7 protein-coding genes are annotated in these 15,110 nt (G+C 39.2%); 1 reads left to right on the top strand and 6 read right to left on the bottom strand.

Features of this window, described 5'->3' with window-relative positions; genetic code table 11:
* Positions 1-94: 94 nt before the first annotated feature.
* From ACULLG_RS01055 to ACULLG_RS01030, 6 genes are read right to left on the bottom strand one after another with little or no spacing between them, the layout of a single operon-like run.
* Positions 95-955 carry a hypothetical protein gene (locus tag ACULLG_RS01055; protein ID WP_452124911.1) on the bottom strand — a complete coding sequence of 287 codons (861 nt, stop codon included), beginning with the start codon at positions 953-955 and terminating at the stop codon, positions 95-97.
* Positions 948-1,853 carry an AraC family transcriptional regulator gene (locus tag ACULLG_RS01050; RefSeq protein WP_452124910.1) on the bottom strand — a complete coding sequence of 302 codons (906 nt, stop codon included), beginning with the start codon at positions 1,851-1,853 and terminating at the stop codon, positions 948-950. Before ACULLG_RS01050 ends, ACULLG_RS01055 begins: the two co-directional genes overlap by 8 nt.
* A 33-nt stretch (positions 1,854-1,886) precedes the next feature.
* Positions 1,887-3,212 (bottom strand): vanadium-dependent haloperoxidase, encoded by a 1,326-nt coding sequence (locus ACULLG_RS01045; RefSeq protein WP_452124909.1) that lies wholly within the window; start codon positions 3,210-3,212, stop codon positions 1,887-1,889.
* A 12-nt stretch (positions 3,213-3,224) separates the two neighbouring features.
* On the bottom strand, positions 3,225-6,479 hold the full coding sequence (locus tag ACULLG_RS01040; protein ID WP_452124908.1) for a VCBS repeat-containing protein: 3,255 nt from the start codon (positions 6,477-6,479) through the stop codon (positions 3,225-3,227).
* Positions 6,472-9,816, bottom strand: coding sequence for an FG-GAP-like repeat-containing protein (locus tag ACULLG_RS01035; RefSeq protein WP_452124907.1), 3,345 nt, complete (start codon positions 9,814-9,816; stop codon positions 6,472-6,474). The genes ACULLG_RS01040 and ACULLG_RS01035 overlap by 8 nt, the downstream gene beginning before the upstream one ends.
* Positions 9,817-9,823: 7 nt before the next feature.
* Entirely contained in the window at positions 9,824-13,114 is a 3,291-nt protein-coding gene (locus tag ACULLG_RS01030) for a VCBS repeat-containing protein (protein WP_452124906.1), read from the bottom strand.
* Between the two features lie 186 nt (positions 13,115-13,300).
* Between ACULLG_RS01030 and ACULLG_RS01025 the strand changes: the two genes are divergently transcribed.
* Positions 13,301-14,890, top strand: a complete 1,590-nt coding sequence (locus ACULLG_RS01025) for a solute:sodium symporter family transporter (protein WP_452124905.1) — start codon at positions 13,301-13,303, stop codon at positions 14,888-14,890.
* Positions 14,891-15,110: the final 220 nt, after the last annotated feature.

Below are 15,110 nucleotides of genomic sequence, written 5' to 3'. Positions count from 1 at the left end.
CGCTCAGGGCTCCTCAAGGGGACAATTCATATCCAATATCCATCAATTTGCTATGGCTTTTTAGCTCAAGATTCCCGAACTTCTATCCAGGGTGTTAATCAAGCTTATACGAATACAGATTTCTACCCTTGGTTTGGGATTGTTCGTCGGCAATCAAAAGCGTGGTGTCGTTTAAGAAACAAATGGATTCTTGTTGCGTTCGGTGCTTTACATCAATGAATTGTTTTTTGCCTTGTGAAAAATCTTCTCCAGCAAAATCGGAATAGAGCCAAATAAAACCCGAGCCCAGTAAGGCCACTGTTTTGCCATCAGGAGAAATGTCAGCAGAAGTAATGGAACAAAATTTTTGGTCGGTACAAGAAACAAATTCTCCTACCAGTTCCGCTTCATATGAACCTTTGACCGCTGGAATTTTATAGATTAATGCCTTTCCGGTATAAGGTCGTGTACGGTTTTTAGTGATGAGGTATAGAAAATCATTTTGGTAAAAGAAAGCCTCACAATCGTATAATAGTTTAGATTTTTTGGGAGGAAACTTCTTTTGCTCGGGATAGTGAAAAGCTATTTTTTCCGCCTCAATTTTTTTGCCCGGTTCATTGTTCGGATTGGGTATTTTGTAAATGGAAAGATTTTTTCTGTCGTTGTGGTTGTTTCCAAAGTTTCCAATATAAATATTGCCTGCCTCGTCTTTGGCCAAATCTTCCCAATCGTTGTTCTTGGCATTTTTTACCTTAAATTCTTTGATCAGTTGCCCTTTAAGATTAAGTGCGTAGATATGATCCTTATTTCCATTGTCCTCTATAATCCAGACAGAGGAAGGGTTTGTCGACACCATGCCCGAGACTTCACTCAAATTAGAGGGAATCTTACCTTCAAATTTTAAATCTCCATACCAAGGTTTTTGCGCACAGGCTTGTACAAAAAGTAAAAGCAATATGGGTACAACCCTATTCATTGCTCTCTTTTATAGGCATATAGATTTCGGCTTTCCACTGAAGTGCATTGCCTCCAAAATTGGGGTTGTTATAGAAAACCTCAACAGGAGTTGGCTCAACCTCAATATTATTGGCTTTTGCATAGTCCAAAAGGGCATACCAAGCCCTGTCCGAAGTAATATAGTTGCCATTATATTCGGCTTTTAAGGCCTTTTTCGCGAAAATACGTCGGTATTTAATGTCGGTATTCATTGGCAATCTTTCGGAACGGATAATGGGTTGCCCAAAATTATATTCAATGCTATCTTTTTCCATATCCCATTTGGTGATTTGAACAATGGGTTGACCATCTAACTGCACCTCATTTTGCAATAAAATATGGGTGATATAATTCAAATTTTTCATCATTCCACCTGCTTTTTGAAATTGGGTAACCTTCAGTGGAACGTATGCCAAATACTTCGTTGGAATCTCTTCTTCACCCACAATGGTTACCTTGAATTTGTTGACATGGTCATTCAGGTTTTCCATAAAATCAAGGACTGTTCTTCGGGACCGTTTTTCAAAATCTGTATCTGAAAATGGTACTTTAATCTTGTTTGACAAACTATGTTGTTCATCACTAATATTGACCTTGACTTTGGACGTAGAATCAGTAATCGCTTCAATTTCCCAATCATAAATATGTGTGGAATCACCAAATTTAACCCTTTGGGTTAAATGGTAAATATCATCACCTTCTTGGGATACCGGTGTTATGGTGTCCAAAGTTTGATCCCATAGTTTTATGGTCTGGTTAATGGCTCCAGGAAAGGTTTTGGCTTCAAATCGTATGGTATAATCCGAGGATTTTATGAACAAATACCATAAAAGTGCCAACAGTAAAATCGCCAAGATGCCCAAAAGAACTTTTTTCATATTGTCAAGCTAACTTTAAAGGGATTGAAGATTTTAGTTCATATCAAGATTGTCCACAACAAATTGCCCTAAAGACCGACCTTGATTGACCCCTATTTCCACGGCGGCCCTATAATGGATTCCACCATACATTCTGCTTATTGCAGCCTCGTCAGCGGCAGCTTTGAATGATTTGAACGATCTAACAGGTAGCCCGTAAGGCACCTCGGTATCGTCATCAAAGGCAAAATCATCACCAAAAACACTGGTTAAGGCCATCGCCGCAGCTCCAGACGCTACGCTATGTCCACTCGTGTACTCTGGAAATGGAGGTGTCTGTAGCACAGGTTCCCAACTGTCATCGATATGTTCGTTAATCAAGGTTTCAGGGCGGATAAGGCTGCTTCGATATTTTTCGTCCCAACAGCTGATGAAAGCATCGGCAATCGCAATGGAAGTCTTGGTATAGGCATAGACTGCTTTTGCAAAATCAGCATCAGTTTTTCTAGCAGCTATCTTCGCAATCCCAATCCAATGTGCCCCAGGAGTGATTTTTTTGGTTGCAAACATTAAATGTCCCCTGGTTACGGAAACATATGGATTACAATCCCAGAATTTGGCAATTTGAATTTCCTCAGATTCATCTCCTTTTGCGGTAATCTCGTTGCTAATATCGTACACCTCGACCACCTCTTTATAAAAATCAGAATCTTTCTCCATTGAAAATGGAGGAGGAGGAGTTGGTTTAAATTGATTGGCAGAATCAATCACAAAAGGCCTTATTTTACTCCAGTGCGGCTCAATACCATCCATATAGGAAGGAGGGGTAGGTTGCCATCTTGAAGGATCTTCAGAATCTACCGTGAATTTAGGCATGGTCCGGGTTTGTTTATAGTTGTCCTTGTCCATCCAAGCCGCAATATGATCTGCAACTTTTAAACCGTAGGCTTTGGAAGCTTCAAATTCTGTAGGGTTTTGGTCTTCCCATTTATCATAAAGGCTATCACGGAAGGTTTCAATGCGATCTTCGGAAAAAATAAGACGTTTGCTCAAATCGATATGTGCGATAAGCGCTGCCAAATCCCAATTGATGTTGGCCTTGTTTTCCGGTTGCGGAACGGCAGATAAATCGGTAACCTGACCTTGTAACGAGTTATAATCATCATTTTTTTGAGCCAATATTTCATAAGCAGCGACATTCGGGTATGCATAAATTCGACTTGCCACAGGGGGTGAAAAAATATCATGGATCATCACCTCGGTCACTTTGTCAACAGAACTGTGATAATCTTCTGGAGATATCACAATGGGCTCCTCATTTTTTGCACAAGAGAAGCATGCAAGAGCGATGATCAGTAGTGTTCCTAAACTCTTTTTCATAACCAATTTATTTTATTTGTTGATTTGATATAGTTGGGCTTTTTCATTATTAAATACAGCAAGCAGGTATTCTTTGTCCTTAAAAGGTAAAATACCTAGATGACGCAAAGATTTTTGATTAAAATCGAGACCTAGACGATTGCCCAAAATTACATTATTTTCATTTTTAATCAAGGCACCCGGGAAGCTGTCAAACCTACCGTGATATGGTTTAACCCCAAAATAGTTTCCTCCGACCAAAACTTCAGCATGACCGTCATTGTCAAAATCATGCGAAAGAAAGGCCATAATGGGTGAAACCTGTAACTCAAAAGAAAAAGGTACAAATGTGAAAGTGCCGGCTTCGTTTTTCAAATACCCTGAACGAAGTTCAGTGACCGATAAGGTTTGGACATTTTTAAGGGCTTCCGTATCCAAAATCTCTTTGATTTCCTTGCCGGCGAAAGATTTATAAGTATTGAATTTTTTTCTTAAGGATACCATTTGAGAGGCCAAGTCATCCAAATCATGGATGGGATACTCTTTTCCAGCTTTGTTCAAGACAATTATGGTCTCTGTACTTCCATTGTCATCAAAATCGGAAAAATACATTTTTAGCGGGTTTTCTTTTGAGGCTACGAATTTTGAATTTTTACCCCAGTTTCCCAGTAAATAATCGACGTCACCATCTTGATCAATATCAAAGGGTTCTATGGTTTGCCATAGCCCGTTTAAATCCATGGTCAGCGTTTCAGTGAAACTTCCGTTGCTGTTTTTAAAGAATCTTGGTGACATCCATTCGCCAACTACAATAAGGTCTTTTGAGCCGTCAGCATCAAAATCGTGCCATATGGCATCCGTGACCATTCCAGTTTCACTAGCAATAAAATCGTCTACTATGGAAAATGCTCCATCGTCATTTTTCAACAAATAGGAATTAGGGGTTTCTCCAAACTTTGAAGTTACAATATGGTTTCCAACAAAAATGTCGATATCTCCATCTTGATCATAGTCATAGGGTCTGATAACCCCTGCATTTTGAAAGTACTCGGGAAGTTCACTTTTGACGTATGCTGAATCTTTTTGAATAAAATAATCGTCAGTCAAAGGATTGGATGACCCAAAGAAATCGGCTCCTCCATTCCCTAAAATAAGATCGTTCTTTTGATCATCATTAAGATCTAGAATGGCTGCACTTACCGTTTCTTTAATGGAATCTTGAATAATTTCAGGGATTTTGTTCAAAACAAAAGCTGAATCTTGTTGAACAAAAATCTGGGATGAAATAAATTTTGACCCGCCAAGAAAAACATCCGCTTTACCATCATTGTTTAAATCTCCAATGGCTAGTGCTGGTCCTCGGTCAGAAGCTTTGTAGGGAATCAATTTTTCCCGGTTAAAATCGACATAATTATCTTCCTTGTGCACAAAATCAATGCCTAAGGCATCCTCAATTTTCTTAAAAAGTGTTGGTTTTTCGGCCTTAGAGCGGCCATATTCAAAAGGTTTAGTGTTTTCAGGTGAAATTGTCAAGGTTTGGTTGACCTCAATGTCCTTTAAAATCTGATACGTACTATTTGGCCAAACTACTTTTAAAGAATCCAACTTTTCAGCGGCACCAAAACCAAAGTGAATTATTGGTTCACTTGAAGCTTGAAAACCTCTACTTAAGTATAGTTCTTTGAACTGTAGATTCCCATTGGTATAGGCATAAACCTTGGTGCCAATTCCAAGTTTATTGGGCTGAATATAGTTGAACTTAATTTTCAGATAATTTGATTTTGCATCGGTCTTGTTGATATATAAAGATGGTGGACTATTAAGATTGGAGGTGACCACATCAATATCACCGTCATTGTCAAAATCTCCTAGTGCTGTAGCTCCTGAAATCAGCGTGTCGTTAGAAATCCATTTGGACGACATATCTTCAAATGCCAAACTTGGTTTGCCCTTGAACACATAATTGTGAGTAGCTCCGGTAGGCATCATATTCAGCGCATCTTGGTCCACCAATTTGGTATTGTTGACCTTGCTCTGTATTTGATCGCTGGATAAAAAGTTGATAAAATCCAGATCATTTGGGCGTTTGGGAATACCATTGGAGACGAAGATGTCCTGCTCTCCATCTTGATCATAATCGGCAAAAAGAGCACTCCAGCTCCAATCTGTTGCGGCAACGCCGCTCATAAGAGCGGTTTCCATGTAGTTGCCATCAACCTGGTTAACATAAAGCATATTGCGCGTAAACTGGTAATGATAACCGTATTGTTCAATGCGCAGTTTTTGGGTCTGAATATTGTCATCGCCTTCCGAAGATTTTAATGGTATTTCATCTTCTGGCAGCATATCCAAAGAAATTAAATCAGGAAGACCATCATGATTAATGTCTGCAACGTCGTTACCCATGGAAAATCTGCTGCTGTGCCCAAAATGTTGCTTTAATTGTTCGCTAAAAGTGCCGTCACCATTATTCAGATAGTAGTAATCGTCTTCATGAAAATCATTCCCAACATAAATATCGGGATAACCATCTTGATTGAAATCGGACACAGCAACACCTAGTCCGTATCCGTTGATTCCACCATAAATACCAGCCTCCTCACTGACCTCGGTAAATTTTCCATTATCGTTTCGAAGCAATTTATCACCAGTTTCATAGTTTCTTTTGTTTCGAAGTTCAGCCTTGCCGTACGAATCTTGAGTGTGTACTGCATGATTGAGAAGGTAAAGGTCTAAATCTCCATCAAGGTCATAATCCAAAAAGGCTGCTGAGGAGCTATAGGAATCAAAATCCAGCCCATATTTAATGGAGCTTTCGGTAAAAGTCACCTTTCCTGTGTCGCCTGAAGTTCCATTATTGATGTAAAGCTCGTTATGTCCATTAAAGCCGTTGATGCCCACAACGGCACAAACATAAATGTCCAATAATCCATCGCCATTAACATCGCCCATTACCGCTCCGGTGTTCCAAGTGCTGTTTCCTTCAACTCCAGCAGACTGAGAGATATCTTCAAATTTGAGATTTCCCCTATTGAGATAGAGTTTGTTCTTTACTTGGTTGCCCGAAAAGAATATGTCGGGCAAATTATCACCATTTACATCGCCAACGGCCACTCCTCCGCCATTGTAAAAGTAGAGATAGTCCAAAATATTGAGGTCATCGGACTCCGTGATTGTATTTTCAAAGTAGATGCCTGTCTCATCAGGGGTAGGATTCTCAAACAGCGAATTCCCTTTTGAGCATCCAACCATGATCAAGGCACCAAAAAAAACTGCTAATCTATTCATCCAATGCAAAAATCTTAGGTTTTTCGTCATTTATGGCCGCTACTAGATACCTTTTACCGTTTTTATCTTTGAATTGTTTCAAATGTTTTACTTCGTCCCGAATCAAGAACCCACTTTCATCATAATTCTGCCAATCGAAGCCCAATTTGCCATCACCCAACAAAACATTGCCATAACCGGCATCCAAACGAGAGAATTGTGGTTTGAACTCGAAATTGTTCCCTGCCATGATCAAGTCTAGGTTTCCATCGTTGTTGACATCGGCACAGGTAATTCCGCAAATGCAAGAAAGTTGTACGCGGCTTGGAAGTCTTTTGATTTTGAATTTCCCCTCACCTTCATTAATAGCAATTACCGACTCAGAATGAGTGACCTCTTTTACAATGGAGCGATCTATAACTTCCTTCGGAAAGAGTTCATGTATTGTTCTTTTTGCATAATCTGATGCTTTTAGATTTTGCTTTTTTAAGGACACTAACTGCTCAGTCAATTCCTTTTTCTGGTGGATTGGATAATCTCCACCGTCATAATTTTGGGTCACTATCTGTTCAATGGTACCGTTATCATCGAAATCATTGATCCACATTTTCATTGGGTTTCCTTCTTTTGGGGAGTAATGAAGGTTTTCTCCTTGATTTCCCAATACTAGATCATAATCTCCATCATTGTCCAAGTCAGCTGCTTCCACAGTATTCCACCATCCATTAAGACTGTCTAAGGATGATTTTGATTCGGAAAGTCGACGACCGGAATTCTTGTAAATTTTAGGAGTTCCCCATTCTGAAACAGTAATAAGGTCTTCTTTTTTATCACCATCAATATCTACCCAAAGCGAGTTCGTGACCATTCCTGCATCTTTTAAACCATAACCCAATCTTTCTGTGGCATTGGTGAATTCGCCGTTACCTTGATTCTCTAAAAACAAATGATCGGGATCCAAACCATATACTCCAACAATATTTCTTGAGCCGATAAAGACATCAATATCACCGTCTGCATCAAAATCGCTAGTGGAAATGGTTGAAACATTCTTAAAGGAAGAAGGTAGGGAATGAGCAGATTTTTGAAAATTGCCTTTGCCATCGTTCAAATATAATCTTGGTCTGTATGTGCGCTCTTTTCCCACTTCATTGCCTCCTGAGCCAACAATAAGGTCCAAATCCCCATCTCCATCAGCATCAAAAAAGGCGGCGGCAGTATCTTCAAAAGAGCGATCTTCTTGTAATGCTCTTTGCACGGTAATGGACAACTTCCCTTGGCCTTTGTGCGTGTATATAGTTCCAGGTTGACCAACGGCCCCACCAACATAAATATCTTCATTTCCATCGCCATTGATGTCCCCAATTGCCAAGGAAGGGCCTTCTTGAGAGGTTTTCTTATAAATAAGTCCTTCGTAATCGAAATCACTATAGGTATTTTCTTCATGGGATGTCAAAGTGCTATTCTCCAACTCACGTATCAAGGTTTTTTTGGTTTTTACCTTTGAAGGGGAATAAGTTTCGGTGGCATCTACTTGTTTAAAAGTCAATACCTGATTGGCATCGATATTACTAAGTTTTTCGGTTTTGTCATTAGGCCAAAGTATACGTATTGAATCTATCTTTTTAACCTCTCCCAACCCAATGGTCATCATATAATCCATGGAAGATTGAAACCCTCGTGATGGAATTAATTCTTGATTGATAATCTGATCATCGTAGTACAGAAATGCCGTTGTTCCCACAGCAAATGGATTTGAGCCTTCACCTTCCAATTTTAATTGGATGTAATTATGGTTTTTCTGCTCATTGGTGTTATTGCGATAGATAAACGTCTCCGTATTTACATTGTTTATGACTAAATCCAAATCCCCGTCATTGTCTAGATCCCCGTAGGCTGCACCATTGGACCTTGTGGGCAGTTCAAATCCCCAATCTTTGTTCGCATTATCGAAAGTGATGTCCCCTTTGTTTCGATAAGCGTAATTCGGTTGAGGTTTTATGGGCATTTTATTGATAATGGAATCAATGGACTCTTTACGACCTGTAAGTGCCATTTTTTGAATAATCTCATTGGCAAAAAAGTCTACAAAGTCAAGATCGGTTAAATCGTGATTTATTCCGTTGGTAATAAAAATGTCGCGAAGGCCATCGTTGTCCATATCAAAAAGCAAGCCTGCCCAGCTCCAATCCGTGGCATCGACCCCACTATAATAGGCTACTTCAGAGAATGAACCATTACCATTGTTCAATTGCAATGTATTCTGAATGTACTGTTGGTAAAAATCCTTGCTTCGCTTTAGTTCATAGATGTTGTACCCTTCAAATTCCATTACTGATTTTACCCTTTGATCGGGTTCCGGAAGCATATCGGTGATAAAAATGTCGTTATGGCCATCATTATTAATATCAGCAATATCAATTCCCATAGCTGAAAGACTCAAATGTTGGGTATAATTCTTTATTTCTTCACTAAAGGTGCCATCCTGGTTGTTGATGTATAGATAATCTCTTTCATAGAAATCATTGGAGACATAAATATCTGGATATAGATCTTTGTTGATGTCTGTCACCAAAACTCCTAGACCAAAACCAATAAGGCTTCCATAAATGCCGGCGTCTTCGCTGACATCAACGAACTTGCCATCATCATTTCTCAACAACATATCACCAACTCCTCTAAAAATATGAGGGACGCCTTCCCAATCTTGGGCCCTTACTTCCCGCTGTTCGGCATAGCCTAAACTACTAACGGGAATATTGCTGTTGTTCAAAATATAGGCGTCTAGATCTCCATCTTTATCATAATCGAAGAAGGAAGCATGGGTGGAAAATCCAGTTTCCGCCAAGTTATATTCACTTGCTTTTTCGGTGAAAGTTAAATCCCCATTGTTGATGTAGAGATCGTTATCGTGATTGTTACCTTCCAAATTTCCGGCATTGCTCACATAAATATCCAAAAGGCCATCGGCATTTATATCGACCATAACAACTCCTGTGGACCATGGTTTGTTTCCAGTAACTCCCGCTTTTTCTGAAATATCCTCGAACTGTAGATTGCCCTTGTTTATGTATAACTTATTGGGTTCCATATTACCTGTCAAGTAAATATCTGGCAGGCCATCGTTGTTGATATCACCTATGGCCACACCACCTCCATTGTAGAAATTTCGGTATTTAAAAATGTTGAAATTCTTCTGATTTTCAACTTTGTTTATAAAGTCCACTCCAGTCTGCTCCGATGGCAGCAAAGTGAACAGGGTTTCGGATTTTTCTTTTGAACCAGTCTTCTTTTCATTTGAGTTGCATGCTCCCAGCAGTAGCAACAAACAAAATAGCTTCAATACGGGTGTTCTCATTTCTTCATTAATTTTTGACCAAAAATATAGGTGAATCGTTATTGCGGCCGGCAATGTAAGATGGTTTGCCGGCGATAGTAATTTTTTTCAACGTTCTAACGGCTCCAAAAAGATTGAAACCATTATTTTTTGCTATGTCAAAGCCTCCGTTCGTGTTGTTTTGTAAAATTAATCCATGAAAAGCATCCAATCTACCCAACTGGGTGCTTATTTCATAATTATTACCTACAATTAACAAATCGCGGTAGCCGTCATCATTTAAGTCGTCCAAACCAATATCATAAATGGAGGAAGCTTGCGCCATTTTTGGCAGGGCCATTTTGGTGAAATTTCCTTGCCCATCGTTTTTAAAATATGCACTTTCGAGTTCAACAATCTCTTTTTTCTCAGCGTTCTCTAAGCTTGATTTTCCAAATAAATCTTGAATTGACGCAGCCGCAAAATCTTTGTAAGACAGATAGTTCTTGTTTAAAAAGGGCATCTGTTTTACTAGTTCGTCCTTTGAGGCAAATGGAGTCTCAACATTTTTATGGTAATAGGTAATAACCGGCTCTGTGGAACCGTTATCATCGAAATCGGCCAAATAGAGTTTGATGGGTTGGTTTTTGGAAGCCATGAACTTACTGTTAAGGCCCCAATTGCCGCAAATAAGGTCCAAATCGCCATCATTGTCCATGTCAGCAACTTTTAATGCATTCCACCACCCTTCGGTATTTTGTAGGCCGTTGTTTTTTTGAAGTTTCAGTTGATTGCCATCATTCAAGAATATAGAAATAGACATCCAATGACCCACAACTATCAAATCTTCATAACCATTGGAATCTATGTCAATGGCGACAGCGTCTTTTATATTTCCTAAAAGTGCCAGTTCGGGAACAATTTCTTGGATACTATCTTTAAAATTTCCTTGGCCATCATTGACGAAAAAATGCTGCCTTGGGGTTTTACCATATTCTCCAGGGACTTGATCGGATAGAATTATAATATCCTGATCACCATCTTTGTCAAAGTCCATGGATAGTACTTTGGAAGCATTGACTTCAGTGCCACTAAATTGCAATTCGTCAAGCTCAAATATCCCATTTTGGTTGAGGTACAATCGTGGTCTTAGGGGTTTGCCATTCTTAAATTCGTTGCCCCCGCTAACTACGATAAGATCTAGAAAGTCATCGCTATTGGCGTTAAAAAAAAGATGTGCTGTGTCTTCGCTGGCTGCATTTTCCTGAAAAAGAGCGGCTTGCTCTTGTCGAAATTGACCGCCTTCTTCTTGAATGTACAATGAGGAGCTCTGGGTTTTTGCACCGCCGATGAAAAAATCATCCAGACCATCATTGTTCACATCGGCAACGGAAATGTCCGGTCCTTCATTGGAATTGGCAAAAGGAACCAATGGTTCACGATCAAAATCCAAAGAAGCTCGCTCGTCATGAATAAAATTGACCAACGAATCCAGTTTTGAAAACTTGGATTTAGTTTTTTCTTTTTTAGTTCGATAATAATGGGAAGACGCATTTTGATAATCAACACTAAGCGTGCCCTTTGCAGCAACATTACGAAGTGTTTGATATGCCCCACCGGGCCAAATAACTTTAAGAGAATCCAAAATGGAATCTTTGCCGAGGCCCAGGTGCATCCTTGGGGAAACAGCAGACAAATATCCTTTGGAAACGAAATTCTCCTGAGAAATTTGTTGTGATTTTGAATAGGACAACACCTTGGCGCCAATTCCAAATTTGTTCTGCGAACTTCCTTTAAATTCAATGCTCAAGGCATTGTTTGTTGTTTCTGTATTTTCGACAACAAATGCCTCTTGATTTACATTGTTGACAACGATATCTAGATCTCCGTCGTTGTCAAGGTCAGCATATACACTACCATTACTAAAGGAGGGTTCTTTATCCAACCATTCCTCGGTCACCTCTTCAAAAGTCAGGTCGCCTTGGTTTTTAAAAAAATAGTTGGCAATCTTTTTTTCAGGAAGTTCTTCGATCAATGGCATATCTGAAGTTGACATACCTTGTTCAATTCTTCTTTGGATATTATCATTGGAGATGAAATTGATAAAATCCATATCGTTGGTAGCTCCCTTGATTCCGTTGGAAACAAAAACGTCTTTTTTGCCATCATTGTCAAAATCGGCCAATAGCGCCCCCCAAGACCATTCGGTTGCTGAGAGCCCACTTAAATTTCCAATCTCTGCAAAATCCTCACCATTGAGATTTAGATGAAGTGTATTTTGCATGTATTGCGGAGCATATCCATTTCTTAAGTACTGTTGATAAATCGGGAATCCATATTCTAACCCAGAAGTTTTATAGGTCTCCAGATTTTCCGGAAGCATATCCAAGGAAATAATGTCCATTAGACCGTCATTGTTCACATCGGCAATGTCATTTCCCATGGAGTAATGGGTGGTGTGGCCCAATTTATTTTCGGGTCCGGAAATAACTTCTTTAAAAGTCCCATCCTTTTGGTTTATATAGAGGTAATCATTTTCAAAAAAATCATTGCCTACATAAATATCAGGATAGCCATCATTGTTCACATCACTTACGGAAAGCCCAAGACCATAGCCACTTTTACCTTGAAAAATTCCTGCTTCGGCACTTATATCGACAAATTTTCCATTGTCATTTCGAAATAAAACATCGCCAGAAAGCTTGTCCAACTTTTTCCTTTGATTTCCCTTTCCATAGGTCCTGTTAGGATAAACGGAGTGGTTCATAAGGTACATGTCCAAATCGCCATCCAAATCAAAATCAAAAAATGAGGCATGGGTAGAAAATCCAGAAAAATCCAACCCGTACGATTTGGCCTCTTCTTTAAAAGTGGGGATTCCGTTATCGTTGATTCCTTGATTTACGTACAAGCGATTTACATCATCTAAATGCTTGTAATTGCCAACTTTACATACATAAATGTCAAGAAGACCGTCGTTGTTGATGTCGACATGTGTGGCGCCGGTAGTCCATCCCTCGTCATTTTTAATTTGAGCTTCATTGGTAATTTTTTGAAAAGTGAATGCCCCTTTGTTCAAATAAAGTTCATCAGAAACTTGATTGCCCGTAAAATATAAATCGATTAAACCATCGTTGTTAAAATCACCGGCTACAACACCAGCTCCATTGTAATAATACAAATAGGTAAGAATATTCAACTCAGGAGTCTCGGAAAGTTGATTGACGAAATCGATTGCGGTGTGTTCAGATGGTATTTTTTTGAACTGTTTTTCCACATTGTTTTGACAAGAAATTGTGGAAAAAAGGAGTACAAAAACTGCGATCACCTTCCTTTTCATACATCTCTCAAATAAGCGTACAATATAAGTAAACTTGGGGGAAGAATAAAGCTAATTTGTGATGTTTTGCCCATAAAAAATAGGGGTTTGTGATTATGGTGTATCGAGCTTCATTTTTCGATAAATCCTTCATTTTTACAAAATAATCGAGTTATATTTAGAGGTCACAACCAAACTCAGATTATTATGATTGGAATACTTTCTTTTTTGGGCTTTACAGCACTAGTTGGAGTCATTGCGTATTTGGCAACGCGAAGCACAAATGAAAAATCGTCGGACGGCTATTTTTTGGGGGGAAGAAGTTTGACCGCTGGAGTAATTGCGGGTTCTTTGCTTTTGACCAACCTATCCACGGAACAAATTGTAGGGTTAAATGGGCAAGCTTATTCCGAAGGAATTCTGGTTATGGCTTGGGAAACATTGGCAGCAATTGCCATGGTGGTAACAGCGGTTTTTTTACTGCCCAGGTATTTAAAAAGTGGATTGACCACTGTACCACAGTTTTTGCAGGATAGATATGATACTACGACCAAAACCATTACGTCGATATTGTTTTTGACGGGTTATGTTGTGGTGCTATTGCCTATAATTCTATACTCTGGGTCACTGGCTATCAGTACCATGTTTGACGTCTCGGGAATGCTCGGGATTTCAGAAAAAGCGGCACTGATTTTATGTATTTGGGGTATTGGAATTATTGGTTCCATATATGCGGTATTTGGTGGATTAAAAGCAGTGGCAGTATCCGATACCATTAATGCTATTGGTCTTTTATTGGGAGGTATATTGATTCCTGTTTTTGGATTGATTGCGATTGGTGATGGAAGTTTGTTTTCGGGAATAGATGTGCTTTTTGAAGAGAACCCAGAAAAGTTTGATTCAATTGGAGGGTCCGAGGCCTCAGTACCCTTTGCTACAATCTTCACAGGAATGATGTTGGTGCAACTATTTTATTGGGGCACCAATCAACAAATTATACAACGTGCACTTGGTGCAAAAAATCTAAAAGAAGGGCAAAAAGGACTTTTACTTGGATCATTCATCAAAATTTTGGGACCACTGATCGTTGTGTTGCCTGGAATTATTGCCTATCATATGTTCCAAGGAAGTCTGGAAGTTCCCGATCAGGCCTATCCAGCATTGGTTAATAAGGTGCTGCCAGATTACTTGATCGGATTTTTTGCCGCCGTACTGTTTGGTGCTATTCTCAGTTCATTCAATAGTGTATTGAACAGCTCCGTAACCTTGTTTGGCATTGATATCTACAAGGAACACATCAATAAGGAAGCGGATGAAAAAACCGTGGTAAAGTATGGAAAGGCCTTCGGTATAGTCTTGGCGTTTGCCGCAATGTTCATTGCTCCACTGATAGCCAATGCCGGAAGTCTTTTTGCTTATTTGCAAGAAGTAAATGGCATCTATAGTATACCAATTTTAACTATCATCATCGTAGGGTACTTGACAAAACGCGTACCTGCGATAGCAGCTAAAATCGGGATCATTGGCGGCTCTGCATTATACATTTTGAGTCAGTTCATTTTGAAACCATTCGTATTTGGTGAAGAAAATTACCCACACTTTTTACATGTGATGGCCATCTTGTTCATTCTAAATGCTGCCATAATGTTAATTATTGGTAAACTGAAACCAAGGGCGGAAGCCTATGAACAAAAGTATACAGAACAGGTTGATATTGAACCTTACAAACATGTTAAACAGGTGGGTATACTTATTTGTGTAATTGTGATTGGGATATACATCTATTTTGCCAATTAATTCGCAGAAGAAAACAATTTTAATTATTGGGGCATTCCTTATTCAGTTTTGGAATGCCCTTTTCTTATGCTCGATTTTCCAAGCAAATTGTTTTGGTTGAGGTAGTAGGAGCCTATATAAGAAATTAAGTTTGATGCTTCTGTAATACACTCGAAGTGACACCTAATGTTTTTATTATTTGTAATTCGTCGTCGTTAATTTTATGCCGAGCTTGTGGATA

This window comes from Flagellimonas sp. 2504JD1-5 (assembly GCF_053618295.1).
This window is presented reverse-complemented; position numbering and strand designations above follow the sequence as displayed.